The organism is Sulfitobacter sp. 1A10359 (genome assembly GCF_043558145.1).
Taxonomy (GTDB): Bacteria; Pseudomonadota; Alphaproteobacteria; order Rhodobacterales; family Rhodobacteraceae; genus Sulfitobacter; species Sulfitobacter faviae.
Window position 1 is genome coordinate 21017 of the sequence record NZ_JBIFGB010000009.1, and the last position, 25735, is coordinate 46751.

Genomic DNA, 25735 nt, shown 5'->3' on the forward strand with positions numbered 1-25735 from the left:
GGTTAACCCTCGCCGAGCACCCCGGTCAGCGCGCGTTTGATGATGCCCCGCACGCCGGGGCGTTTCTCGCGGGCAAAGGGCAACGGGCGGCACACCTCGATCGCGGCCACGCCAACGCGCGCGGTCAGCGCCCCGTTCACCAGCCCCTCGCCGAAACGGCGGCTCAGCTTGGCGACGATGGACCCGCCCAAGAGCGGCTCGATCAGATCATCCCCCACGGCCACGGCCCCCGTCGCCACCAAATGCAACAGCACCGCGCGGGTCAGCCGCCATGAGCCGAAAAAGCCCGAGCGCCCGCCGTAGATTTCGGCGATGCGTCGGATCATGCGCAGGTTGCTGCTAAGGGCCGCGGCGACATCGGCCAGCGCCAGAGGCACCAGCGCGGTCACGGCGGCGACCTGCCGGGCGGCGGCCTCGACCTCGCGGGTGGCGGCACGGTCTAGCGGGGCCAGAACCTCACTCTCCGCCAGCCCCAAAAGCGCTTCGGCATCGAATTGATCGCCGCGCAGCTCCGTCAGCCGGTCGCGGCCCCAGCGGGTATCCTCACGGTGCTTGTAGAGCGCCTCAAGCCGGTCCGTGACGCTGCGCGCGGCGGTCAGATCCCCCTGCGCCAACGCCTCGCCCGCATCATGGCGCAGCCCGTCAAGCCGCGCCAGCCGCCCGAAAGCCGCCATTTCGCGCAGCGACAGCAGCAGCAGGACCAGCAAAAACGCCCCGATCAGCAGCGTCATCGCCCAGCCCAGCAGCGGGTAGCGCGCCATCAGGTCGGTGACAAAAGTCCAAGCCGCGATCGACACCAGCGCCGTGACCAATGCCCCCGCCAGCGCCCAGAACAGCCGCACCAAGCGCGACGGTTTGCGCGCGGCAAGCCGGGCGGCGATCTGCATCGCTTGGCCCTTGGGCGGCGGAGCCTCGACGTCCAACTCGGGCACCGCCGGCGCATCGGCGACCGAGGGCTGCGGCTTGGCGTCTTCCTCAAGGTCGAACAGGATCGGTCCGCGGGCCATCAGGCGGCCTCCCTTTGCCAGTGCAATGTCAAATCGGGCAGCCCTTCGTCATTGGCGCTGCCATCGCTGCGCGCGGTCTCGGCAAACCCGTGTTGGCGGTAGAAGGCGATGGCCCGCGCATTGGCCTGAAAGGTCCAGCAGGTCAGCGACTTATGCCGCGTCTTTAACGCGCACAGAAGGGCCGAGCCGATGCCCTGCCCCCGCGCCGATTGCGCCACAAATAGTGCGTCCAATGCGCCGCCCTCGCAGGCCGCGAAACCAGCCACGCGGCCCTCCCGCTCGGCCACCGTGATCCAGCCCCGGGCGATCATCGCATCGGCATGGGCGATATCCTCGGCACCGGTATGAATGCGGGGCAACCACGCTGTGTTTCGGGCGAAATCGCTCATGATGCCGCCCACGGCGCCTGCGTCGAGGGGCTGCGCCGGGCGCAGGGTGGCGGGGCCTGTCACAACCGCACTCACAGCCGGTCCCCAATCAGGAATTCCGCCGCACGGTCGAGCCGGATATGCGGCGGCCCATCGCCGGGGCGCAGGTCCAACACCGCAGGGGCAAAGCGCATGATCTGATAATCCGCCCCCAGCCATTCCTGCGCGCCCTGCCGTGCGGGGGTCAGCAGATGGGCCGGGTCTTCGGGCAGTTCACCGGGATAGAATGCCGCCTGCCGCCCGCGCGTCTCATCCTCGTTCAAAAGCGTGCCGCGCACCACGTCGAGCGGCTCTCCCCCATGGGTCATCACGTCTTCGGTCGTGGCGCGCAGGCTGGCGATGGCCATGGCCCGCGTGCCCGCGCCCGCATATTGCGCCCGGTCCCGCGCCTCGCGGATCAGCGCCTGCATGATACCGCTCAGCCGGGGATGCTGGCTGTGGTGCAGATGGTCGGCCTTGGTCGCGGCAAAAAGGATTTTCTCGACCCGTTTGCCCCGCAGCAGCGTCGTCAGAAAGTTGTTCGTCCCCGGCCGGAAGGCGCCCAGAATATCGGCCATCGCGCCGCGCAGGTCCTCGACCGCCTGCGGCCCTTGGTGGATCGCGCCAAGCGCGTCAACCAGCACCACCTGCCGATCGATCCGCGAAAAGTGATCGCGGAAGAAGGGCTGCACCACCTGTTTCTTATAGGCCTCGAACCGCCGCGCCATCTCGCGGATCAGCGACTTGCGCGGCGCGCCTTCCGATCCCGGCAGCGGCGCGAAGGTCAGCACCGGTGAGCCTGCAAGGTCACCGGGCAGCAGGAAGCGCCCCGGCGTGCAGTCGGAATAGCCATTAGCACGGGCGGTTTGCAGATAGTCGGCAAAGCTGTCGGCAAGCCTGCGGGCGGTGGTCTCCTCCAACTCGGCATGGGGATCGGTCCGCTCAGCCAGCGCGCGGTAGCCTGCCGCCTCCTCCCGGCTTGCGATCCGTTCGATCACCTGCGCCGACCATTCGGCATAGGTGACATCCATCAGCGCCAGATCTAGCAGCCATTCGCCGGGGTAATCCACGATATCCAGATGCAAGGTGCGCGGCCCTTGGAAGCCCGCCAGCAACCCATTGGGCCGCACCTTGAGCGAGAGCCGCAGTTCCGAAATCGCCCGCGTGCTTTCGGGCCAATGGGGCGTCTTTCCGGTCAGCGCGGCAAGGTGGGTCTCATACTCGAACCGGGGCACGGTATCGTCGGGCTGGGGCTGCAGAAACGCCGCTTCGATCCGCCCCTCAGAGGCCGCGAGCAGCCCCGGCATCCGCCCCCGGTCCAGCAGGTTGGCCACCAGCGAGGTGATGAAAACCGTCTTGCCCGAACGCGCAAGCCCCGTGACCCCAAGCCGGATTACCGGCTCGAAAAACGTCTCGCCCACCGTGTCGGTGACATTCTCAAACTGCCGCCAAATCCCGTCGGCAATGCCTGTGATACCCAAAGCTGCGCCCGTCCTTCTTTCTTTGGCCTCAACATAGGGTCGGCAGGCAGGGATTGCCAGAAGCGCCCGCCCGCGCTAAGGCCCCGGTCATGCCCAGATATGCCCTGAAAATCGAATACCACGGCGCGCCCTTCAACGGGTGGCAGCGTCAGGTTGACCAGTCCACAGTGCAAGGCGCGATCGAGGCCGCTTTGGCCAAGCTGGAACCCGGTGACCACACCATCGCCGCCGCCGGGCGCACCGATACCGGGGTGCATGGGCTGGCGCAGGTTGCGCATTGCGACATGTCCCGCGATTGGTCGCCCTTCCGGCTCGGCGAGGCGCTGAACTATCACCTCAAGCCGCAGCCCATCGCGATCACCGATTGCGTGCTGGCGCCCGAGGATTTTCACGCCCGCTTTTCGGCGCTTGAGCGGCGCTATCACTTCCGCATTCTCAGCCGCCGTGCCCCGGCGGTGCATCAAGCGGGGCTGGTCTGGCAGATCAAACACCGCCTAGATGTCGCAGCCATGCAGGCGGCGGCGGATCTTTTGGTGGGCAAACATGATTTCACCACCTTCCGCTCGACCGTTTGTCAGGCGGAAAGCCCGGTGAAAACACTCGACCGGTTACAGGTTTCGCAGGTCGAGACCATGGCCGGGACGGAGTATCATTTCGACGTGCGCGCGCGGTCCTTCCTGCACAATCAGGTGCGCAGTTTCGTCGGTTCGCTCGAGCGTGTCGGCGCGGGGTCTTGGAGCGTGGCGGATATGGGTGCAGCACTCGCGGCAAAGGACCGTGCCGCCTGCGGGCCGGTCTGCCCGCCGCAGGGGTTATATTTGGCGCATGTGAGCTATCCGGTGGACCCGTTCGCTAAGGCGTGACGAGGAACATCAGCTGCCCGGGGGGTGGCGATGCTTCAGTCGGTTCGTGCCACTTTATCGTGCAGCCCAGGAGCGCGTTACCTAGAGGACACCGCCCCTGGCGAAATCGCCTCCCCGACCGGGCGGGCAGGCGATGGTCCGGCGCCTTTGGCTTGTTTCCGGACCTATAAGCCCTCTTACGGCAGAGGCGTCCACGTCCCGTGGAATTTTCCCTCTTCGCTGATCCGCTCAAACCCATGCGCACCGAAGAAATCCCGCTGCGCTTGGATCATATTCGCCGTGCCGCGCGCCCGGCGCATGCTGTCATACCACGCCAGCGCCGCCGACAGCGCGGGCAACGCAACACCGAGCAATGCGCCCGCCGCCACCACCCGGCGCAGCGCCGGAATGCTCTCTTCCAAGCGTTTGCGCATGGCGGGGGCGAGGATCAGATGTCCACCGGGCAATTCGCCCCGGAAGGCATCGGCAAACTCGTCCAACAACGCCGAACGGATGATGCAACCCGCGCGCCAAATCTCGGAGATCCGCGCCATGTCGAGCGACCAGTCAAACTCCTCCGACGCCGCCGACAGGATGCGAAAGCCCTGCGCGTGGCCGATGATCCGCCCCGCCAAAAGCGCCATTTCCAGATCCGCCTCTTCGGGCAGCGGCGCGTCCTGCACGCCTTCGGGCAACAGCGGCTCGGCCATTTCGCGCACAGACTTCTCGCTCGACCAACCGCGCGCGCCGACGGCGGCTTCGATGGTATTGGCCGATTGCCCCATCTTGAGCGCTTCGATCAAGGTCCAGCGCCCGGTGCCCTTTTGCCCGGCCTGATCGCGGATCACATCGACCATCGGCGTGCCGGTCTGGGTATCGACCGACAAAAGCGCCGCGGCCGAGACTTCGATCAGATAGGAGTTCAGCGGCCCCTTGCGCCAGTCGGCAAAGAGATTGCCAATTTCCACCGCGCCCTGCCCGCCCGCATCGCGCAGCAGGCCGTAGACTTCGGCGATCATCTGCATGTCGGCATATTCGATGCCGTTATGCACCGTTTTGACAAAATGCCCCGCTCCGTCGGGGCCGAGATGCGCCACGCAAGGCGTGCCCTCGAATTGCGCGGCAATCTTCTCGGCCATCGGTTTGAACTGGGTCCAAGAATGCGCGCTGCCGCCGACCATCATCGACGGGCCATTGCGCGCCCCGGCCTCGCCACCCGACACGCCCATGCCGACGAAATGCAGCCCCGTGCCTTCGAGTTCGGCACTGCGGCGGCGGGTGTCGTGGAAATCGGCGTTGCCGCCGTCGATCAAAGTGTCGCCCTCATCCAGCAGCGGTTTGATCGCCTCGATCATCGCATCGACCGGCGCGCCGGAGGGGATCATGAAAAGAATGCTGCGCGGGCGGGCGATGGCGGCAACGAAATCCTCAAGCCGCTCCGTCCCGATCAGGCGCTCGGCCAGCGGTCCGGCCTCGTCAAGGAACGGCGCGATCCAATCGGCCTCTCGGTTACTGACCGCCACGGTAAATCCATTGTCGGCCAAGTTCAGCGCCAGTGCCGAGCCCATGGTCCCCAGACCGTATACCCCGATATCGGCGCCTGCGCCCTGTGCCGCGCCCCCGTCCGCCTGCGTGCCAGTTGCCATAACGATCATGCCTCATTTCTAGCCTGTCATACTGCCAAGCCCACCTATCCGGCGGGCCGCAGTTTGATTTGCGTTCGGGAAGACTATATAATGTGCGGATAACAAGAAAAACACCCGACCGAGGCATAGTTCTGTAATGACACAAGTATTTAGACGCGCATGGGAGGATATGGTCCTTCCTATTTTCAAACGTCCCCGCCGTGTGCAGGTTGCCGCCCTGTGCTACCGCGACACCGAGGCGGGCAAAAAGGTCCTGCTGATCACCAGCCGCGATACGGGCCGCTGGATTTTGCCCAAGGGCTGGCCGATCGACGGGTTGGACGGTGCCGGGGCCGCCTTGCAGGAAGCATGGGAAGAGGCCGGGGTGACCAATGCGGATATCGAATCCGATCCGATGGGCATTTTCGACTATGACAAGGGTCTCGGCGAAGGTTTGACCGTGCCCGTGACCACACAGGTCTACCTCACCCGCGTCCGCGATCTGAGCGAGGAATACCCCGAAGCGGGCATGCGCAAACGCGCGTGGTTCACCCCGCAAGAGGCATCGGAACTCGTGGATGAGCCTGATCTTAAAGCAATCTTATCTGCCTTCCATTAAGCCCCTTCGGCGCCGGGCCGCTGTCCGGTGCCATTTCCCCCCTGCCCCATTGCCGCCCCTGCCCGTTTCGGGATGTTACAATTTTGTGACAGGGTGACTTGCGCCCTCGGTAGCCTTATGTCACCCCCCGCTGAACGTTAGGATCGGAGATCATACAGGAATGGCAACGGAACCGCAGGGCAGCCAGTGGAAGACACTGGACAAGGACCTCAACCGTATTTCGCAAGTCGAACTGGCCGCGACCTATGTCGCCCGCCCCCTCGTGGCGCCGGGCATCGCGCTGGCCTTTATCGTGGTGGCAGGTGCCGTTGCGGCGGTAATCTTCGGGCAACAGCCCTCCAGCTTTGTCGTGATCGCCGCGGCGGTCTTTGGCGCCTATATGGCGGTGAACATCGGCGCGAATGACGTGGCCAACAACATGGGCCCCGCCGTCGGCGCCAATGCGCTGACCATGGGCGGCGCCATCGTCATCGCGGCCTTGTGCGAATCCGCCGGGGCCTTGCTGGCGGGGGGCGATGTCGTCTCGACCATTTCCAAGGGCATCATCGACCCGGCGAGTGTCGCGGACACGCGCATCTTCATCTGGGCGATGATGGCCGCGCTGGTCTCTTCCGCGCTCTGGGTCAACCTTGCCACATGGGTCGGCGCGCCGGTCTCGACCACCCATTCGGTCGTCGGCGGCGTCATGGGCGCGGGCATCGCAGCAGCGGGCCTTGGCGCGGTGAACTGGAGCTCGATGAGCATGATCGCCGCAAGCTGGGTGATCTCGCCCGTGCTGGGCGGTGCGGTGGCGGCGATGTTCTTGGCCTTCATCAAGGCGCGCATCCTCTACCAAGACGACAAAATCGCCGCCTCGCGCACTTGGGTGCCGGTGCTGGTGGGGCTGATGGCCGGTGTCTTTGCCGCCTATCTGGCGCTCAAGGGGCTGAAAAAGATCATCAGCATCGATATGCCGGTCGCCCTGATCATCGGGCTTGTGACGGGGCTTGTGGTCTATGCCATTTCCGCCCCGCTGATCCGCCGCGCCTCGGAAGGGATGGAGAACCGCAACCGTTCGGTCAAAACGCTCTTTGGCCTGCCGCTGGTCCTCTCCGCCGCGCTTCTCAGCTTTGCCCATGGGGCCAATGACGTGGCCAATGCGGTCGGCCCGCTGGCGGCGATCGTCCATGCGACCGAGTTCGGCGGTTTCGAGGATAAGGTGAGCATCCCCACATGGGTGATGATCATCGGGGCCTTCGGCATCTCCTTCGGTCTGTTCCTGTTCGGGCCGAAACTGATCCGCATGGTCGGCAGCCAGATCACCAAGCTGAACCCGATGCGCGCCTATTGCGTGGCGCTTTCGGCGGCGATCACGGTGATCGTGGCAAGCTGGCTCGGCCTGCCCGTGTCTTCGACCCATATCGCCGTGGGCGGGGTCTTTGGCGTGGGCTTTTACCGTGAATGGCATATGGAACGGCGCCTGCGCCGGATCGGGGCCAAGACCGGTGAGGTCAAGCGCATCGCCAAGGAAGAGCGCCGCCGCCGCAAGCTGGTGCGCCGCTCGCATTTCATGACGATCGTCGCGGCTTGGGTGATCACCGTGCCCGCAGCGGCGCTGCTCTCTGGCATCGTCTTTTGGGTGCTGAACGCCTTTGTGAACTAAGGTCAGGCGCGGGGGCGCCTCACCCCTCTTGCCGGTCCTGCCCTGCCGCCATTTCGGCCCGAAGGGCGGTGACCGGCAGATGCGGCAGCCCTTCATCCGCAAGCTCTGCCCAGCCCATCACCCGCAGCACCATATCCGTCACCGGCGTCGCGCGGCCAAGCACCCTTGCGCGGCGCTGCACCTCGCCTTGGAGCGCGTCGATCTCGGTCGGGCGGCGCGCGGCGAGGTCTTGCGCCATCGAGGTCCGCGCCTGCGGGTCGATCTGCAACATGGTGGCGGCGACGCGGGTAAAAATCGGCGTCGGCAGGCGCAAGAACGTCGGGACCAGCCGCGCCGGGATCGGCGTGGTCATGGCGGGCCGGATCTTGTCGGCGCGCAGAACCGCCAGCGCCTCGGCCCATTGATCGGCCATCAGACGCCGCCACGCCCGATCCTGCAACTGCGCTTGCAACGGCAGACCGCTTAAAGCGTTCAGGGCATTGTTGAGGTTCATCAGGAACTTGCCCCATTGCAGGGCGGTGATATCGGCGCGTTCCTCTACCTTTAGGTCCGGCAGCGACAGGCGCGCGGCCAGATCAGCCGGGCCCGCCTCGATCACCAGATCGCCCGAGCTTGCCCGGTGGTAGCAGCCCTGCCCCATGGCCACGACGTTGAACGGCACCAGCCCCGCGCGCAGATCATGCTGCGGCAGTTGCTCGGCCAAGGCCGCGCGGTTGCCCATGCCGTTTTGCAGGCTGATGACCTGCACGCCGGGCGCGCTGTGGCGGGCGATCAGCCGGGCCATGTCTTCGGTGTCGCGCGATTTGACCGTGACCAGCACGATATCGGCATCGCGCAGGCAGGTCTCACCCCCGGCAAGGTTCAGATCATCCGGCGAGAGGTAGCGCGCCATGCCGCCGAAATCCGTCAGGGTCAGCCCATGGGTGCGGATTTCAGCCTGAATGCGGGGCCGCGCCAGCAGGGTCACGGCATGGCCCGCCCCGGCCAGCAGCCCGCCGACAAAGCAGCCCACCGCCCCCGCGCCCGCAACAACGATGCGGGGGTCGTCGCTCATGCGCCCAGACACCAGCGCATGACAGCTTTCTGCGCGTGCAGACGGTTCTCGGCCTCGTCAAAGATCACCGAATGCGGCCCATCCATGACCGAGCTTGTCGCCTCGTCATCGCGGTGCGCAGGCAGGCAATGCATGAAGAGCGCGTCGGGCTTGGCCAGCGCCATCAGCGCATCGTTGACCTGATAGCCGCGCAACTGGTTGTGCCGCCGCTCGCGCGCCGATTGCGGATCATGCATGCTGACCCAAGTATCGGTGACCACCAGATCGGCACCCTCCACGGCCTTCTGGGGGTCGCGCTCGGTCGTATAAAGCCCGTCGAGCGCGCGCTCGGGGTCGAGCGGCTCAGGCCCCGTGAAGACAAGGTCGAAGTCGAACTGCTTGGCCGCATGGGCGAAACTGGCAAAGACGTTGTTGCCGTCGCCCGACCAGACCACCTTGCGCCCTTTGATCGGGCCTCGGTGTTCCTCAAAGGTCTGAATGTCGGCCATGATCTGACAGGGATGCGTGCGGTTGGTCAGCCCGTTGATCACCGGAACGGAGGCATATTCCGCCATCTCCAGCAGGGTCTGCTCTTCGAAAGTGCGGATCATGATCATATCGACATAGCGCGACAGCACGCGGGCGGTGTCGGCGATGGTCTCACCATGGCCGAGCTGCATATCGGCGCCCGAAAGCACCATGGTCTGCCCACCCATCTGCCGCACGCCCACGTCGAAAGAGACACGCGTCCGGGTCGAGGGTTTCTCAAAGATCAGCGCGACCATGTGATCCTTCAACGGCTGGTCATCATCCGGCGCGCCGCGCGGGCGGCCATTGCGCGCGGCTTTCATGGCGGCGGCATTGTCGATGATCTGCCGCAGATCGGCGGGGTCGGTTTGGTGGATATCGAGGAAATGGTTCATCTGTCGTCTCTGTCTTGCGGGGTCCAAGGCCACGGCCTTGAAAGCCCGAGGAATGTTTTGGGGTGAATGGCGCTCAGGCCGGGGTCAGGTCACGCGCGATGGCGTCGAGCCGGGTCACCGCCTCGGCAATCTCATCGTCGGAAATGGTCAGCGGCGGCAGCAGGCGGATCACATTGTCGGCGGCGGGCACGGTGATCAGCTCATGGGCATAGCCCGAGGCGACCACATCGGCATTCGCCACCTTGCATTTCAGGCCCAGCATCAGCCCCGCGCCGCGCACCTCCTCAAAGACCTCCGGATGCTCAGCCACCAGCCCTTCGAGACGCTGACGCAGCAGCCCCGATTTGCGATTCACCTCGGCCAGAAAGGCGGCATCGGCGACCACATCCAGCACAGCGCAGCCCACGGCGCAGCCCAGCGGGTTGCCGCCATAGGTCGACCCGTGGGTGCCTGCGGTCATGCCCGATGCGGCCCTCTCCGTGGCCAACACGGCGCCGAGCGGAAAGCCCCCGCCGATGCCCTTGGCCACCATCATGATGTCGGGAGTTACCCCTGCCCATTCATGGGCAAAAAGCCGTCCGGTCCGGCCGACGCCGCATTGCACCTCATCGCAGATCAGCAAGAGCCCGTGGGCGTCGCAAAGCGCGCGCATCTGCTGCAACTCGGCATCCGGCACGGCGCGAATACCGCCCTCGCCCTGCACCGGCTCAACCATGATGGCGGCGGTCTTGTCGGTGATGGCAGCCTCAAGTGCGGCGCTGTCGCCAAGGTCGAGATGCACGAAACCCGGCAGTTGCGGGCCGAAGCCTTTGGTCATCTTCTCAGACCCCGCCGCCGCGATCCCGGCAGAAGAGCGGCCGTGAAAGGCCCCGTTAAAGGCGATGATCTCGACCCGCTCAGGCTGGCCTGCCTCGTAAAAATACTTGCGCGCCATCTTCACAGCCAATTCGCAGGCCTCGGTCCCCGAATTGCAAAAGAAGGCGGTGTCGGCAAAGGTCTCGGCCACCAGCCGGTCGGCCAACGCCTCTTGCTGCGGAATGTGGTAGAGGTTCGACGTATGCCATAGCGCCTGCGCCTGATCGGTCAGCGCCTTCACCAGCGCCGGATGCGCATGGCCAAGCGCGTTCACCGCGATCCCCGCGCCCAGATCAAGAAAACGTCGCCCATCCGCCTCGATCAGCCAAGTGCCTTCGCCTTTGACGAAGGTCAAAGGAGCGCGATTATAGGTTGGCAGAACGGAAGGGATCATCTGTTTGTCCTTGAAAGAGGGCCGTGTCACGCCGGTAAAAGGGCATGGGGCTGGCGCAGGGTCAATGGGATTTGCTTGTTTTTGAAAGGATGCAGCACGCAGGCTGAGAGATCAGGCCATCACGCCGCCCCAAGGGGGGGCACCATGTTATCGGACGAAGCGTCGTCGGATGGAATATGCGGCAGATTTGATCATGGCTCTTGCATAGCCGCCCTTCATCCCCCACGTAAAGCCCCAATCGCCTTGCGCCGCCCCCGAGGGGGGCATCGGCGCTTGCACCTGCGGCCCCAGAAGATAAAATGGGGGCCAATACACTGACAAAGCGGTCCGGGCTAGGGGGCCGCTTTTTAACTGGGGAACCCCGTATGTCCTGGACTGATGAGCGCGTAGAGACACTGAAAAAGATGTGGGGCGAAGGCCAGTCCGCCAGCCAGATCGCGAAGGAACTGGGTGGGGTGACGCGCAACGCCGTGATCGGCAAGGTGCACCGTCTGGGCCTGTCGAACCGCACCGCGGGCGCGCCCGCCGCCGCGGCGGCGGCGACTGCCAAGCCGGAGCCCAAGGCCAAGCCCGCAGCCCCCAAGGCCGAGGCCAAGACGAAGCCCGCCGCCAAAGCCGCGCCGGAGGCCGAGGCCGCCCCCGCGCCCGAAGCCGAAGAGCCCGCCGCAGCCCCGGCACCCAAGCCCAACCTGCCCGCACGCAAGCAGATCATCCCCGCAGGCCAGCCCCTGCCGCCGCAGCCTTCGGCCAATGAGATCAGCCCAGAGGCGCTCGCCAAGGTCAGCGAAGTGGAGAAGAAGGCCAAAAAAATCGGCCTGATGGAACTGACAGAACGCACCTGCAAATGGCCCGTGGGCGACCCGGCGACCGATGATTTCTGGTTCTGCGGCCTGCCCGTGCAGCAGGGCAAACCCTATTGCGAGGCCCATGTCGGCGTCGCCTTCCAACCGATGAGCGCCCGGCGCGACCGCCGCCGCTAAGACTGTCAGGATAAACAAAAAAAGGCGGGCGGGCTTGAGTGCCCTGCCCGCCTCTTTCTTTGCCTGAGGCCTAGATCAGCGCAGTTTCGGCGGTTTCGCCGGATCGCTGCCCGGGGCCATCCGGGGCGTATTCTGCAAAGGCTCCATCTGCGGCAGGTCAAAACGCAGGCCGATGCGGGCCAGCTTCTCGACCACCGCGTCATTGGGGCCGAAGAAGCCGACATCCATCGCCCCCGCCTCGATCCCCGAAAAGGTCAGCGCCTCAGACGCCGCGCGCACCAGCGCGTCTTGCGCGCGGGGGATCGCACCGACGAAGGCCAGCAGATGCCCGCGCCCGCCGCCGCTGTATTCGACACCGACAAGGAAGGCCCCCGCCGCCATGCCGGTGGCCGTCGCCAATTTCGCATCAATCGCGGCGATCAGCGTCTCGGGCAAGCCCTGCGGCGGGAACACGCGGTCGATGCCCGCCTCCACCTCGCCCGGCGCATGGGCCAATGTGTCGCGCAGCCAGTCCATCGCCTCGGCAGGCAGCAGGATCTCGGACGGGGCCACACCGATGTTCACCGCCATGCCCAATGGCTGCCCCTCCAACATCGCGGCAATCGCACGGCCCGAGAGCGCCACGTAAGGAGACGCCTCCCCCACGTGAGCCGAGAGCCGCGCCGCGCGGTCGAAGACCATGACATAGCTATCATCAAGCAGCACCGGGCTGATCTGATCGCCCTGCGGCTCATCCTCAAGCAGCATGAAAAGCTCGACATCCGCGATACGTTCGTAAAATCGCAGCCGCGCCGCGTCGTCGTCGGGGGCGGAGGTCATCGAAGCATGAGCTTGGTCGAGCGGGGTCGGCTCGGTCTTGGGGTCAGTTTGGCGGTCGGTCATTCATCACCTCGGACACGGCGGCGCGCAGACGGGGCAAGACCTCTTCCGCGAACCAGGGATTCTTGTTCAACCATCCGGTATTGCGCCACGACGGATGAGGCAAGGCAAAGACCCCCGGCGGATGATCCCGCCAGCCCGCCACGGCCTCGGTCACATTGCGAAATCCGGGGAGGTGATATTTCATCGCATAGGCCCCAATCAACACCGTGAGCCGCAGATCGGGCAGCATTTCCAGCACCGGTTCGCGCCAAGTCTGCGCACAGATACGCGGCGGTGGCAGGTCACTGCCCTTTGCATCATAGCCCGGAAAGCAAAAGCCCATCGGCACGATGGCGACCCTATCGCGGTCATAGAATGTCGCCTCATCCAGCCCCAGCCAGTCGCGCAGGCGGGTGCCGGACATATCCCAGAACGGCTTGCCCGCCTCATGCACCCGTTTACCGGGCGCTTGGCTGGCGATCAGCAGCCGCGCGCCGGGTTTGAACCAGACGATGGGCCGCGGGCGATGCTGGGTCGCGGTCACGGCGAAACGCTCGGCACAAAGGCGGCAGGCCGCCAGATCATCTCGGATATCCTTCATGAGCAGGAGATAAGCGGTAGGGCCAAAAGATAAAGGGCGGCGGGCCATCACTTCGACAATTATCGAAATAAACCTTGCATCGCGCTGACGTTTCGATATTTCTAGAATCATGAAACAAGAATCCGCAACCCCCGCCCTCACCCTCGCCGCCAGCAGCTTTGCGGCGCTTGGATCGGAACAACGCCTTCTGGTGCTGCGCACGCTGGTGCGCGCCGGATCAGAGGGGCTGAACATCGGCACGCTGGGCGAACGCACCGGCGTGACCGGCTCGACCCTGACACATCATCTAAAACTCTTGGCCTCTGCCGGTCTGGTGAAACAGGAAAAGCAAGGCCGCAGCACCATCTGCGCCGCCGTCGCCTATGAAGAGGTGCAGGCGTTGGCGAATTTCCTGCTGACCGAATGCTGCGCAGACGCAATCGAAGGCTGCACGGAGCATAACCATGGCTGATACCACACAAACCCTCCCCGCGCTGCACCGCTTGGCCTTTTTGAAAGGCGCTTGGGGCATCACGCTGGCGCTCTTGGCGCTGATCGCGCTGCTGGATCCGCCACAGGTCATGCCGACGGTCATCTTCGCGTCTGAGGCGCTTTTGCACACCGCCCCCTTCATCGCCTTCGCGGTGCTGGCCGTGGCCTATCTCAAAGCCAGCGGGGCGGAGAGCCTGCTTGCCCGCGCGTTTGAGGGCAACCCGGCGCGGATGGTGGTGATGGCGGCGGCGCTTGGCGGCTTGTCCCCCTTTTGCAGTTGTGAGGTGATCCCCTTCATCGCCGCGCTGCTGGCCGTCGGCGCCCCGCTCGGCGCGGTGATGGCCTTTTGGCTGGCCTCCCCGCTGATGGACCCGGCGATGTTCGCGATCACCTCAGGCACGCTCGGCTTCGACTTTGCCCTGGCGAAAACCATCGCGGCGCTTGGCGTCGGCATGTTCGGGGGTTTCACCGTCATGGCCCTGTCCCGCACGCCGATTTTCAACGACCCCCTGCGCCCCCAGCCCGCGAAAAGCAGCTGCTGTTCTTCGGCCAAACCGTTCTCCGGCGCGCCGGTTTGGAAGTTCTGGCAAGAGGCCGACCGCCGGGCGAGCTTTGCCGATACCGCACTGACCAACGCGCTGTTCCTCGTCAAATGGCTGGCCCTCGCCTATGTGGTCGAAGCCCTCATGCTGACCTATGTGCCCGCGGAATGGATCGCCAATGTCTTGGGGGGCACCGGGATCATGCCAATCATTCTGGGCGCATTCGTGGGCGCACCGGCCTACCTGAATGGCTATGCCGCCGTGCCCCTGATCGACGCGCTGCTGGCGCAAGGGATGACCCAAGGCGCGGCCATGTCCTTTGTCGTGGCGGGCGGGGTAAGCTGCATTCCGGCGGCCATCGCGGTCTGGGCCCTGGTCAAACCGCGTGTTTTCGCCGCCTACATCGGCTTTGCCTTCGTCGGAGCGATCTTTGCGGGTGTGATCTGGCAGTTGGTCGCGTGACCGCATCAAACTGGCGACCCGAATGCGGGGGCGGTAGAAATGCCGCCCCCTTTTCCGTTTGAGATTGTCTTTGGGGTGAGGGCAGATGTCGCCCGCGCCGAGAGGCCGGGCAGCGAGGCGCTCGCGACTTACGCCGCCGCGCGCTCTCCGTCTGGCTTTTCGGAGGGTTCATCCCCAATCGGCCCCTCGCCATTCACCATGTCTTTGACGGCCATCCCATGGGGCAATTCCTTCCCCGTACCATTGCCCAAGGGCATATCGATATAGAAGGTCGTGCCGGGGCCGTCGTTCTTGAAATAGTCGATCTGCCCGCCCAAGGCTTCGATGATCCGTTTCGAGATGTTCATCCCCAGCCCGGTGCCGCCGACGGCCCGCTGGTCCGAGGAATCGATTTGCGAGAATTCGTCAAAAACCTTTTCGCGCTCGGATTCGGCCAGGCCGATCCCCTCGTCGATCACGCTGATCCGCACCTTGTCGCCAAGGTTGACCGAGGTGACCTTGACCGTCGACCCGGCGGGCGAGAATTTGGCCGCGTTCGACAGAAGGTTGGACATCACCTGTTGCAGGCGCTTTTCATCCGTGGCGATCCCCGCAGGCTCCGACGGTTTGGCATAGCGCAGCGTCACGCCAAGGTTGCCTGCAAAGGATTGGTTTAGCTCGATCGCGTCTTCGATGATGGTCTGCACCTCAAGCGGTTCGATATCAAAGCTGATCTTGCCCGCCTCGAACTTTTGCAGGTCGAGAATCTCGTTAATGATCGACGTCAGCCGCGCCGAATTGCGCTGCGCGATCTTTAGAACTTTCTCCATCTGCGGGGTCATCTCACCCAAAACCCCGGCGCAGGCCATATCGAGCGACCCTTTGATCGAGGTCATCGGCGTGCGCAGCTCATGGCTGATGGTCGAGACGAATTCGGTCTTCACCTTGAACGCGATCTTGGTTTTCTCATGCTCGACCTTCAGCTCTTCAAGTTGGCGCAGATTTGTGCGGTACATCTTGAGGAAGATGCGAGAGCAATCGACGATAAAATAGAGGACGAAGACCACGGTGAACAACTGGGTCCAAAGCTCGGATTCGATGCTCGCCCCCGTGCGCACGATGTCCCAGATCGGGATGAAGAGGAATGTCGCGCCATAGATCGCAAGCCGCAGCATCAGCACCGGCAGGATATGGTGGTTGTTCATCGAGGCGAAAAGCGCGGCCGCGAAAAGGAAGAACAGCGGCAGGAAATGCGTTGTCGCCCCCTGCTGAAGCGCGATCCCAAGGGCGAAATAGCTGATCACCCCGGCGCTCAGCACCGTGCCAATATAGATGCGGTTCATGAACAGCCGCGCCAAACGGGGGCTGCGTCCGCGCCAACGCGTGATGCGCAGGAAAAGCAGATAGTCGAAAGTCTCGGAAATCGCGATCAGGATCACGGTCGAGATCGACAGCCACAGATCATAGTAGAACGCAGATAGGCAAATGGCCGCCGCAAAGATCATCTGCCGCTGCCAGAACAGGTTAACGCCGACTTGGGAATAATCCCGCATCTGCTGCACCTTTGTCGCGTCTGCCAGATGCGGCGTATGAATCGGGCCGTATGTTACTTTTTCCTGCGACATCGCTCTCGTTTTCTTCGGTCGGCTGCTCGAATGTCGGCATTCTGCCGACAAACGCTCTTAACATGTTGCATTTCGGCATCGAAGCACATGTTAGACGCGATCATCTTCCCTTCTACACCCGGAAATGGGACATAAGTATGGCCATTTCATGCAACTAGAGGTTAGCCTCTTGATAAGAGGTATTTTTACAGCGAATTTTTGAGGTCCAACATGAGTCTGCAAGGACGGAGCTTCAGTGGAAAATCTTGGCAGGATGTTCTTCCCGAACTGACCCCACAGGACGCTAAGGCGTTGGAAGTAAAGAACAATTGCTTTCCGCGAAAGCTGCTTGGCAGCAAATCGACAGAGACTGACCCCTATAGCCCCGAAGCCCTTGCGCGGGCCAACCCCTATATGCGTGCCACAACTTTGTCATTTTTGAACATGCATCAGCACGGGGAATTATTCGTTAACTTCCTCCGGGCGCGGCGCCGAATCTTCATCGACGACAAGCAATGGGATCTCCCTCAGGTTGATGGGATGGAGTTTGACCAATACGACACGCCCCGCGCACGCTGGATCGTTTTGCATGAATATGGGGAGGTCATGGGCGGGGTCCGCCTGATGCCCACCACCTCGACCTGCGCGCAATACAGCTACATGCTGCGCGATGCGCAACTGGGGATGCTGCCGGACATTCCGCAGGACGTGCTGTTCTTCAAAGCGCCCGTGCGCGACGACATCTGGGAAGCCACCCGCTTGTTCCTCACCAGCGCCGTTCCTGCCCAACGCCGCATTGCCGTACAACGTATGCTGATGAACCAGATGGCCGGTGCCGCCTATGCCATGGGCGCCAGCCATGTTCTGGGCATCGTGCCCGCCACCTTCAGCCGCTGGATGACCCGGCTTGGCCTGATGAGCGCCGTGCCGGTAGGTCCGGTGCAAAACATCGACGGTGACCGCACGCAGGCGGCCTTGATGAACGTCAGCTACATCGGCGAGATGGCCCCGACCGAGAGCACCCACACGTTGCACTGACCCCCGCACGGGCGCAGACTGATATGCCCTGCCGTCTTGCTCCCCCCCCCCCCGCAGGATACCCGTCCTGCGGGCAGCAGGTTTTAACGCCACCAAACAGCCCCACGCGGCACTCTGCCCCAGCGAACGCCCGCGTTTCGACATATTGTGGTCAAATTCCGTGAATAAACGGTTAAGATACCTCTGATACCAGAGGCGCCGCGACGCCCCGCTTAGCACCAACCGGAGCAGCGAATGCTGGAATTTGAAAATGTGTCCAAGTCCTTTTGGACGGGATCGCAGCACAAGGTCATTCTTGACCGGGTGTCTTTTCGCGTGGAGCTTGGCAACTCCTTGGGCATTCTGGCCCCCAACGGCACCGGCAAAACGACCCTGATCAACATGATGGCGGGACTGGAAAAACCCGACGAAGGAGAGATTAGGCGGGGCTGCAACATCTCGTTTCCATTGGGTTTTATGGGCGGCGTGGTCAATAAAGTCTCAGCCATGGAGAACGCCCGCTATATCGCGCGGCTCTATGGGCTTGACCCTGATTACGTGGAAAGCTTTTGCCGCTGGCTCTGCGGTTTGGGGGAATATTTTGACCAGCCGCTCGGCACCTATTCTGCCGGGATGCGGGCGCGTTTCTCTTTCGCGCTGATGTTGGCGCTGGATTTTGATATCTATCTGATTGACGAAGGCATGCCCGGCACGACAGACGTGGAATTCAACCGCAAGGCGGGTGATATTCTGAAAGAACGGCTGCGGACCACGACGATCATCATCGTCTCGCATCAGGCCCATACGCTTGAGAAATTTGCCCGCTCCGCCGCTGTCCTTTTGGACGGCAAACTACATATGTTCGATACCTTGGAAGAAGCGAAACAGCTCTATGACTACGAAACCCAAGGCTAGAAAATTCCGCATCCGCAAGGCGCCGCCCCCCTCGGGCAGCAGCGCCGCGCCGAGCAGCGCCGAGAAGGCGCAGGCGGGCCAGACCGACGCCGAAAAGGCCGCGCGCAAGGCCAAACTGCGCGCCGTCGCCGATGCGACCGAGGTGGAACCCTCGCACAGCAAGGAAGCCTTGGAGCATGCCGCCCGCAGCGGCAAAGCCCCCCATTCCGAAAGCGCCCGCTCGGGCGAGGTGTCTTCCGCCAATGAAGTCTCAGCCGAGCAGGACATCGACGCGATCCGCCGCGAAGGGCTGACAGGCCGGCAATTGCGCATGGCGCGGCGGGTGGCGCAGAAACACGGGCTGGCGCCGACCTCGGATTTTGACGCGGTGCGCCTTTTGCGGGCCAAGGGGATCGACCCGTTTCAGCGGTCCAACATGCTGGAACTCGTGGTGCCGCAGTCGGGCGATCCGGCGGACAGCGGCCTGCCCGCCACCCGCGGTCAGCCGGGCGACCCGAAGGTGCAACTGCCCCAGACCACGCCCCGCGGCCCGCGCGGCCTGCCCTCGACCGATGTCAGCCCCGCCGAACGTCGCCAGCGCGAGATCTCGGACATTCAGCGCGACATCACCCGCCGCCGCCGCCGCAAAGCGGCCATGCTGCTGGTCCGGCTGGCCTTTTTCGTCATGCTGCCGACCATCGCCGCCGGCTATTATTTCTACAAAATCGCCACACCGATGTATGCCACCGAAAGCCAGTTTCTGATCATTCAGAACGAAGGTGGCGGCGGCTCCAGCCCCTTTGGCGGGCTTCTGCCCACGCAATTCGCCAATAGCGCCGACAGCATCGCAACGCAGGCCTATCTGCAATCGAAAGACGCGATGCTGCGGCTCGACGCAGACGCAGGGTTTCGCGCCCATTTCGCCGACCCTGAGATCGACGCGATCCAACGGCTTTCGGAAAATCCCAGCAACGAAGAAGCCTATAAGACCTACAAGAAGAACGTCAAAATCGGCTACGACCCGACCGAAGGCGTGATCCGGATGGAGGTGATTGCCGCCGATCCCGAGGTCTCGGAAGAATTCTCGAAACGTCTGCTCACCTATGCCGAAGAGCGGGTGAATGACCTGAGCAAGCAAAAGCGCGAAGACGGGATGCGCGACGCGCTGGAGGGTTATGAAACCGCGCTGGAGAACCGCCGCGCGGCGCAGGAGGCGCTGATCAAACTGCAGGTCGACAACAACGTCGACCCCGAGGCGATGATCGCCTCGATCCGCACGCAGATCACCAATTACGAGACCCTTTTGATCGAAAAGGAACTCGAACTCGCCGCCCTGCTCGACAACCAGCGCCCGAACCAAGCCAAGGTCGATGGCGCGCGCGGGGATGTGCGACGGCTGCGCGAACAGCTCACCAAACTGCGCGAGCGGATGACCGCCGCCAACGAAGGCGAAAACTCGCTGGCGCAACAGGCGGTCGCCGCACAGCTTGCGCAGGCCGATCTGGCCTCTGCCGACATGGTGCTGCAAAGCGCGCAAACCGCAATGGAACAGGCCCGAACCGAGGCCGGGCGGCAAGTCCGCTACCTCACCGTGGCGGTCAACCCCGTGGCCCCGGACGAGGCGACCTACCCCCGCAAGTTCGAAAACACGATATTGGCTTTCCTTATCTTTGCAGGCATCTACCTGATGTTGTCCCTGACAGCGTCCATTCTAAGAGAACAGGTAACTTCATGACCCAGCTGCGCATTGGCAATCTGACCGTCGGCAATGATCGTCCCCTCACCGTGATCGCTGGCCCCTGCCAGTTGGAGAGCGAAGACCACGCGCAGATGGTGGCGGGCATTCTGAAAGAGGCCTGTGACGCCGCAGGCGCGCAGTTCATCTTCAAGGGCAGCTATGACAAGGCCAACCGCACCTCCCTCTCGGGCAAGCGCGGTTTGGGCATCGAAAAGGGGCTGCAAGTCCTGCGATCTGTGGCCCGCGCCAATGACGTGCCGGTGCTAACGGATGTGCATAATGAGGCGCAATGCGCACAGGTCGGTGAAGTGGTCGACGTGCTGCAAATCCCCGCCTTCCTCTGCCGCCAAACCGACCTGCTGCTCGCCGCCGGGGAGACCGGAAAGGCGGTGAACGTGAAGAAGGGGCAGTTCCTCGCCCCTTGGGAGATGCAGAACATCGTCGATAAGATCGAAAGCACCGGGAACCGCAACATCCTGCTGACCGAACGCGGCACGACCTTTGGCTACAACACGCTGGTCGCCGACATGCGCAGCCTGCCGCAGATGGCCCAAACCGGATATCCGGTGGTGATGGACGCGACCCATTCCGTGGCCCAGCCCGGCGGCAAGGGCGGCTCTTCGGGCGGCCAGCGTGAGTTTGCCCCCGTCATGGCCCGCGGTGCTGCGGCGATTGGCGTTGCGGCGATCTTCATGGAAACCCACGAAGACCCCGACCGCGCGCCTAGTGACGGGCCCAATATGATCTACCTCGACCAGATGCCGGGGCTGATCAACCTGCTGATGCAATTCGACGCGCTGGCCAAAAGCCATCCGCTGACTTTCTAAATTTATCTTAAAAAGCGAGTATTTGACGTGAGTAAACCGGCCTCCACCGTGACCCCGAACACTTGGGAATTTCTGCGCGATGCGATGATCACCCCGACGGGCTTTCGCGAATATGACGCGCGTTGGAAATACCCCGACGACATCAACCTGCCCGGCATCACCGCCCTCGGCCTCGGCCTTGGCACACAGATGCATGCGCGCGGGATCGAGCCTGTCATCGCCGTGGGCAATGACTATCGCGACTATTCGCTCTCGATCAAAAATGCGCTGATGCTGGGGCTGATGCAGGCCGGGATCACGGTCAAGGATATCGGCCCGGCGCTTTCCCCAATGGCCTATTTCGCCCAGTTCCACCTCGATGCCCCTGCCGTTGCCATGGTCACGGCGAGCCACAACCCGAACGGCTGGACCGGCGTCAAAATGGGGTTTCAGCGCCCCCTTACCCACGGCCCGGACGAGATGGCCGAGCTGCGCGACATCGTCCTGAATGGCCGTGGTGAACGGCGTCCGGGCGGGGCTTATGAGTTCGTCGACGGCGTGCGCGAAGCCTATTTGGATGACCTTGTGGGTGACTTCAAAATGACCCGCAAACTGAAAGTCGTTTGCGCCACCGGCAATGGCACCGCGTCGGCCTTCGCGCCCGAGCTGTTCCGCCGCTTGGGGGTCGAGGTCGTCGATAGCCACAACACGCTCGACTACACCTTCCCCCATTACAACCCAAACCCCGAAGCCATGGAGATGCTGCACGACATGGCCGACAGCGTCCGCGCCTCCGGCGCTGATCTGGCGCTCGGTTTCGACGGTGACGGGGACCGCTGCGGCGTGGTGGATGACGAGGGCGAAGAAATCTTCGCCGATAAGATGGGCGTCATCATGGCCCGCGATCTGGCCAAACTGCACCCAAACAGCACTTTCGTCGCAGATGTGAAATCCACCGGGCTCTTCGCCTCGGACCCTGAGCTGCAAAAACACGGGGCCAAGGCGGACTATTGGAAAACCGGCCACAGCCACATGAAACGCCGTGTCAAAGAACTGGGCGCGCTGGCGGGGTTCGAAAAGTCCGGCCACTATTTCTTGGCCGAGCCGATTGGCCGGGGTTATGACTGCGGCATGCGCGTCGCGGTGGAAATCTGCAAGCTGATGGACCGCAACCCAGACAAATCCATGTCGGACCTGCGCCGCGCCCTGCCCCAGACCTATTCGACGCCCACCATGTCGCCCTATGCCTCGGACACCGAGAAATACGACATCCTCGACCGGATCGTGGAGAAGCTCACCGCCAAGGCCGATGCCGGGGACAAGATCGGCGGCCGCGCGATTGCCGAGGTCATTACCGTCAACGGCGCACGCGTCATGCTCGACAACGGCGGCTGGGGCCTCGTGCGGGCCTCCTCCAACACGCCGAACCTGGTCGTGGTCTGCGAAAGCCCCGAATCTGACGCCGAAATGCGCGCGATCTTCGCCGATATCGATGCGGTGATCCGCACCGAGCCGGGCGTCGGCGATTACGATCAATCGATCTGATCGCCAGTTACGGCACCAGAACGACAAAGGCCCGGGGCATCGCCACCGGGCCTTTTTTTTGAACTAGAAGAGTTTACTTCAGCGCCGCTTCGCAGAAGGCGCGAATGCGCTCGGCATTCTTCACCCCCGGCGCGCTCTCGACCCCCGAAGAGACATCAACCTGTCGCGCCCCGGTGAGGGCAATCGCCTCCCCCACATTCTCGGCGTTCAGCCCCCCGGCGAGCATCCAAGGCTTGGGCCAGCGCCGCCCAGCGATCAGCCGCCAGTCAAAGGCTAAACCGTTGCCCCCCGGCAGCACCGCATCCTTGGGCGGCTTGGCATCAACCAAAAGCTGATCCGCGACTGTGACATAGTCGTTCAGCAGCGCCAAATCATCGCGATCCGCCACGCCCACGGCCTTCATCACCGGCAGCCCATAGCGCGCCTTGACCTCGGCCACCCGCGCAGGGCTTTCGCTGCCGTGCAGTTGTAGCATGTCCAAAAAGGGCACCGCAGCCAGCAACGCATCTAGCGCCGCATCGTCGGCATTGACGGTCAGCGCGACCTTGCAAATGCCGTCAGGCACTGCCTCGGTCATATGCGCCGCGGCCTCCAGCGACAGATGGCGGGGGGATTTTTCGAAAAAGACAAACCCCAAGGTGCGTGCGCCCGCTAAAAGGGCGGCGGGCACATCGGCAGGGTCGGTCAAACCGCAGATTTTTACGTTAACGTTCTCAGGCATGGGTGGGGTTTAGCCTGCTTCGTCGAGCAGCGCCAGCACCTCATCCTTGCCCTGATGCTTCTCTTCCTTGAGGCGGATCACCTCACGCTCCAACCGACGACGCTCACGCGCCTGCCGCGCCAGTTCGGCCCGGTGGCCATGTTCGCGGATCCATTCCCAAACGAAGCCCACCAAAAGCCCTACGATGATCCCGCCAAGGATCACGATAAAGAGCGGCAGTTCGATAGAGGGGTTCACGGCAAACCAACCTGAAATCTCGGTCGGAAGCACTTGAAGTGTCACGATATTCCGGTTCGCCAGAGCAACGGAAACCAGCGCAATCGCGAAAAGCGCGATGCAGGCATAACGAATGTAACGCATCAGCTTTTCCCGTTCAGCCGGTCACGCAAGAGCTTGCCCGTCTTGAAGAAGGGTACATGCTTTTCTTCGACATTCACCGTCTCACCGGTGCGCGGGTTGCGCCCCACACGGGCATCGCGTTTTTTAACGGAAAAAGCACCGAAGCCGCGCAATTCAACCCGGTCCCCACGCGCCATGGCGCCCGTGATCTCATCAAAGACCGTGTTTACGATCCGCTCAACATCACGTTGATAAAGATGCGGATTGTCGTCAGCGATCTTCTGGATCAGTTCCGACCGGATCATGGCACGTCCCCCGAGAATTTATTGATGTCTTATCCGACTATAGGAAATAACGCCCCACACGGGAAGGTGTTCCACCAACGCCGCGATAGATTTTTCGCAGCGAAACCTCTGTTATTTCGGCCCTTTTCCGCCGCCTGCCGCCGCTGAAGGCCACGGCGCGTAGGGATTGGGCATAAGGGTCAAAACCCGCTTCGCGATTCGACCCCGCCCCCTGAACAGCAAAAGGCCCCACATGTGGCCATGCGGGGCCTTCGCTAAGATCACATCTTCAACGTGGAATATGCTTACTCGTCGTCGCCTTTCAGCGCCGCACCAAGGATGTCGCCCAAGCTCGCGCCGGAGTCGGAGGAACCGTACTGCTGTACCGCCTCTTTCTCTTCCGCGATCTCGCGTGCCTTGATGGAAACGCCCAGACGGTGTGCTTTCGCATCAACGTTGGTGATGCGCACGTCGACCTTGTCACCGACCGAGAAACGCTCGGGGCGCTGTTCGGCACGGTCGCGGCTGAGGTCGGAACGACGGATGAAGCTCTTCATGCCTTCGTATTCGACTTCGATGCCGCCATCTTCGATGGAGGTCACGGTCACGGTCACGATCGAGCCGCGCTTCACGCCGCCCACGGCTTCGGCGAACTTGTCACCGCCGACGTTCTTGATCGAGAGCGAGATGCGCTCTTTCTCAACGTCCACTTCGGAGACAACGGCCTGAACCACGTCACCTTTGCGGTAGTCTTGGATCGCTTCTTCGCCGCGCTGGTCCCAGCTGAGGTCGGAGAGGTGAACCATGCCGTCGATGTCGCCGGGCAGGCCAACGAACAGACCGAATTCGGTGATGTTCTTGACTTCGCCTTCGACTTCAGTGCCCTCGGGGTGGGTCTCAGCAAAGACTTCCCATGGGTTGCGCATGGTCTGCTTGAGACCAAGGGAAACGCGACGCTTGGCGCTGTCGATTTCCAGAACCATGACTTCGACTTCTTGGCTTGTGGACACGATCTTGCCGGGGTGCACGTTCTTCTTGGTCCAGGACATCTCGGAGACGTGGACCAGACCTTCGACGCCGGGCTCCAGCTCAACAAATGCGCCGTAGTCGGTGATGTTGGTCACGCGGCCGCTGTGCACGGAACCCAGCGGGTATTTCGCGCCAACCAAATCCCATGGATCTTCCTGCAGCTGCTTCATGCCGAGGCTAATGCGGTGGGTCTCTTTGTTGATCTTGATGACCTGAACCTTGATGGTCTCGCCAATCGACAGGATTTCGGACGGGTGGTTCACGCGGCGCCATGCCATGTCGGTGACGTGCAGCAGGCCGTCGACACCGCCAAGGTCAACAAACGCACCGTATTCGGTGATGTTCTTGACCACACCATCGACGGTCTGACCTTCGGTCAGGTTGCCAATGACTTCGGCACGCTGTTCGGCGCGGGACTCTTCGAGGATCGCACGGCGCGATACAACGATGTTGCCACGACGGCGGTCCATCTTGAGGATTTGGAACGGCTGCTTGAGACCCATGAGCGGGCCTGCGTCGCGTACGGGGCGCACGTCGACTTGGGAGCCGGGCAGGAATGCAACTGCGCCGCCGAGGTCGACGGTGAAGCCACCTTTGACACGGCCAAAGATCGCGCCTTCGACACGCTCTTCTGCGGCATAGGCTTTTTCCAGACGATCCCAGGCTTCCTCACGGCGGGCCATTTCGCGGCTGATGACGGCTTCGCCACGCGCGTTTTCGACTTGGCGAAGGAAAACTTCGACTTCGTCGCCAACTTCGATTTTGGGGGATTCGCCGGGATCAGCAAATTCTTTCAGCTCAACGCGGCCTTCCATTTTGTAGCCGACGTCGATGATGGCTTGGCCCGCTTCGACAGCGATCACCTTGCCTTTGACGACTGTGCCCTCTTGGGGCGTGTCCATTTCAAAGCTCTCGTTAAGAAGCGCTTCGAATTCGTCCATTGCTTTGGTCATGTAGCTTTTCGTATCCTTATCAAATGTTTCTGGCCGCGCGGTTGTCTCCGCCGGTCTGGAGTTGCAATTGGTCGTTGTGGT

At 63.0% G+C, this 25735-nt stretch carries 24 protein-coding genes and 1 pseudogene; 11 read left to right on the plus strand and 14 right to left on the minus strand.

Annotated features, from left to right (window positions below; translation table 11 throughout):
• Positions 1-2 precede the first annotated feature (2 nt).
• The 3 genes from ACGYK2_RS15775 to ACGYK2_RS15785 are packed head-to-tail and all read right to left on the minus strand — an operon-like array spanning position 3 to position 2895.
• On the minus strand, positions 3-1007 hold the full coding sequence (locus tag ACGYK2_RS15775) for a YcjF family protein (RefSeq protein ID WP_271689456.1): 1005 nt from the start codon (positions 1005-1007) through the stop codon (positions 3-5).
• Complete coding sequence (locus ACGYK2_RS15780) at positions 1007-1471, minus strand: GNAT family N-acetyltransferase (RefSeq protein ID WP_271689455.1); 465 nt, start codon at positions 1469-1471, stop codon at positions 1007-1009. Before ACGYK2_RS15780 ends, ACGYK2_RS15775 begins: the two co-directional genes overlap by 1 nt.
• Entirely contained in the window at positions 1468-2895 is a 1428-nt protein-coding gene (locus ACGYK2_RS15785; protein WP_271689454.1) for a YcjX family protein, read from the minus strand. The genes ACGYK2_RS15780 and ACGYK2_RS15785 overlap by 4 nt, the downstream gene beginning before the upstream one ends.
• An 89-nt stretch (positions 2896-2984) precedes the next feature.
• Between ACGYK2_RS15785 and truA the strand changes: the two genes are divergently transcribed.
• Positions 2985-3758, plus strand: a complete 774-nt coding sequence (gene truA, locus ACGYK2_RS15790; protein ID WP_271689453.1) for a tRNA pseudouridine(38-40) synthase TruA — start codon at positions 2985-2987, stop codon at positions 3756-3758.
• Between the two features lie 176 nt (positions 3759-3934).
• On the opposite strand, the gene gndA is transcribed toward truA, so the two are convergent.
• Complete coding sequence (gndA, locus tag ACGYK2_RS15795) at positions 3935-5383, minus strand: NADP-dependent phosphogluconate dehydrogenase (RefSeq protein WP_271689937.1); 1449 nt, start codon at positions 5381-5383, stop codon at positions 3935-3937.
• Positions 5384-5552: 169 nt separating this feature from the next.
• Here gndA and ACGYK2_RS15800 point away from each other — a divergent pair, with 169 nt between their 5' ends.
• The gene (locus ACGYK2_RS15800; RefSeq protein WP_271689452.1) at positions 5553-5981 is read left to right on the plus strand and encodes an NUDIX hydrolase; all 429 of its coding nucleotides are present in this window, start codon (positions 5553-5555) and stop codon (positions 5979-5981) included.
• A gap of 160 nt (positions 5982-6141) precedes the next feature.
• Positions 6142-7623 carry an inorganic phosphate transporter gene (locus ACGYK2_RS15805; protein ID WP_067261454.1) on the plus strand — a complete coding sequence of 494 codons (1482 nt, stop codon included), beginning with the start codon at positions 6142-6144 and terminating at the stop codon, positions 7621-7623.
• A 19-nt stretch (positions 7624-7642) separates the two neighbouring features.
• On the opposite strand, the gene ACGYK2_RS15810 is transcribed toward ACGYK2_RS15805, so the two are convergent.
• From ACGYK2_RS15810 to ACGYK2_RS15820, 3 genes are all read right to left on the minus strand, one after another.
• Complete coding sequence (locus ACGYK2_RS15810) at positions 7643-8677, minus strand: 2-dehydropantoate 2-reductase (protein ID WP_271689451.1); 1035 nt, start codon at positions 8675-8677, stop codon at positions 7643-7645.
• The gene (gene argF, locus ACGYK2_RS15815) at positions 8674-9579 is read right to left on the minus strand and encodes an ornithine carbamoyltransferase (protein WP_067261450.1); all 906 of its coding nucleotides are present in this window, start codon (positions 9577-9579) and stop codon (positions 8674-8676) included. The genes ACGYK2_RS15810 and argF overlap by 4 nt, the downstream gene beginning before the upstream one ends.
• 73 nt (positions 9580-9652) lie before the next feature.
• A complete protein-coding gene (locus tag ACGYK2_RS15820; RefSeq protein WP_271689450.1) occupies positions 9653-10828 on the minus strand; it encodes an aspartate aminotransferase family protein in 1176 nt (391 codons plus the stop codon).
• A gap of 365 nt (positions 10829-11193) precedes the next feature.
• On the opposite strand from ACGYK2_RS15820, the gene ACGYK2_RS15825 reads away from it, so the two are divergent.
• Positions 11194-11808, plus strand: coding sequence for a GcrA family cell cycle regulator (locus ACGYK2_RS15825; RefSeq protein WP_271689449.1), 615 nt, complete (start codon positions 11194-11196; stop codon positions 11806-11808).
• Between the two features lie 75 nt (positions 11809-11883).
• Here the strand turns inward: ACGYK2_RS15825 and ACGYK2_RS15830 are convergent, their stop codons facing one another.
• Together ACGYK2_RS15830 and ACGYK2_RS15835 are read right to left on the minus strand one after the other, a co-directional pair.
• A complete protein-coding gene (locus tag ACGYK2_RS15830; RefSeq protein WP_271689448.1) occupies positions 11884-12690 on the minus strand; it encodes an SseB family protein in 807 nt (268 codons plus the stop codon).
• Positions 12671-13270: a uracil-DNA glycosylase family protein gene (locus tag ACGYK2_RS15835; protein ID WP_271689447.1), complete on the minus strand. Its 600-nt coding sequence runs from the start codon at positions 13268-13270 to the stop codon at positions 12671-12673. The genes ACGYK2_RS15830 and ACGYK2_RS15835 overlap by 20 nt, the downstream gene beginning before the upstream one ends.
• Positions 13271-13379: 109 nt before the next feature.
• Here ACGYK2_RS15835 and ACGYK2_RS15840 point away from each other — a divergent pair, with 109 nt between their 5' ends.
• Both ACGYK2_RS15840 and ACGYK2_RS15845 read left to right on the plus strand, forming a co-directional pair.
• Positions 13380-13721, plus strand: a complete 342-nt coding sequence (locus ACGYK2_RS15840; RefSeq protein WP_271689446.1) for a helix-turn-helix transcriptional regulator — start codon at positions 13380-13382, stop codon at positions 13719-13721.
• Positions 13714-14745, plus strand: coding sequence for a permease (locus tag ACGYK2_RS15845; protein WP_271689445.1), 1032 nt, complete (start codon positions 13714-13716; stop codon positions 14743-14745). Before ACGYK2_RS15840 ends, ACGYK2_RS15845 begins: the two co-directional genes overlap by 8 nt.
• Positions 14746-14873: 128 nt before the next feature.
• On the opposite strand, the gene ACGYK2_RS15850 is transcribed toward ACGYK2_RS15845, so the two are convergent.
• On the minus strand, positions 14874-16277 hold the full coding sequence (locus ACGYK2_RS15850; RefSeq protein ID WP_271689444.1) for a cell wall metabolism sensor histidine kinase WalK: 1404 nt from the start codon (positions 16275-16277) through the stop codon (positions 14874-14876).
• A gap of 495 nt (positions 16278-16772) precedes the next feature.
• Between ACGYK2_RS15850 and ACGYK2_RS15855 the strand changes: the two genes are divergently transcribed.
• The 5 genes from ACGYK2_RS15855 (at position 16773) to ACGYK2_RS15875 (ending at position 22328) form a co-directional block, all read left to right on the plus strand.
• Positions 16773-17366, plus strand: coding sequence for an acyl-homoserine-lactone synthase (locus ACGYK2_RS15855; RefSeq protein WP_271693841.1), 594 nt, complete (start codon positions 16773-16775; stop codon positions 17364-17366).
• A 234-nt stretch (positions 17367-17600) separates the two neighbouring features.
• A complete protein-coding gene (locus tag ACGYK2_RS15860) occupies positions 17601-18260 on the plus strand; it encodes an ABC transporter ATP-binding protein (RefSeq protein ID WP_067261436.1) in 660 nt (219 codons plus the stop codon).
• On the plus strand, positions 18238-19974 hold the full coding sequence (locus tag ACGYK2_RS15865; protein ID WP_271689443.1) for a capsule biosynthesis protein: 1737 nt from the start codon (positions 18238-18240) through the stop codon (positions 19972-19974). Before ACGYK2_RS15860 ends, ACGYK2_RS15865 begins: the two co-directional genes overlap by 23 nt.
• Positions 19971-20804: a 3-deoxy-8-phosphooctulonate synthase gene (gene kdsA, locus ACGYK2_RS15870; protein ID WP_271689442.1), complete on the plus strand. Its 834-nt coding sequence runs from the start codon at positions 19971-19973 to the stop codon at positions 20802-20804. Before ACGYK2_RS15865 ends, kdsA begins: the two co-directional genes overlap by 4 nt.
• A gap of 27 nt (positions 20805-20831) precedes the next feature.
• Complete coding sequence (locus tag ACGYK2_RS15875) at positions 20832-22328, plus strand: phosphomannomutase/phosphoglucomutase (RefSeq protein ID WP_271689441.1); 1497 nt, start codon at positions 20832-20834, stop codon at positions 22326-22328.
• Positions 22329-22401: 73 nt separating this feature from the next.
• On the opposite strand, the gene ACGYK2_RS15880 is transcribed toward ACGYK2_RS15875, so the two are convergent.
• The 4 genes and pseudogenes from ACGYK2_RS15880 to rpsA form a co-directional block, all read right to left on the minus strand.
• Entirely contained in the window at positions 22402-23049 is a 648-nt protein-coding gene (locus ACGYK2_RS15880) for a phosphoribosylanthranilate isomerase (protein ID WP_271689440.1), read from the minus strand.
• A 9-nt stretch (positions 23050-23058) separates the two neighbouring features.
• A complete protein-coding gene (locus ACGYK2_RS15885; RefSeq protein ID WP_067261428.1) occupies positions 23059-23409 on the minus strand; it encodes a lipopolysaccharide assembly protein LapA domain-containing protein in 351 nt (116 codons plus the stop codon).
• On the minus strand, positions 23409-23693 hold the full coding sequence (ihfB, locus tag ACGYK2_RS15890) for an integration host factor subunit beta (protein WP_067261426.1): 285 nt from the start codon (positions 23691-23693) through the stop codon (positions 23409-23411). The genes ACGYK2_RS15885 and ihfB overlap by 1 nt, the downstream gene beginning before the upstream one ends.
• Positions 23694-23977: 284 nt before the next feature.
• Positions 23978-25672, minus strand: a pseudogene (gene rpsA, locus ACGYK2_RS15895) (30S ribosomal protein S1); the annotation flags it as partial.
• Positions 25673-25735: the final 63 nt, after the last annotated feature.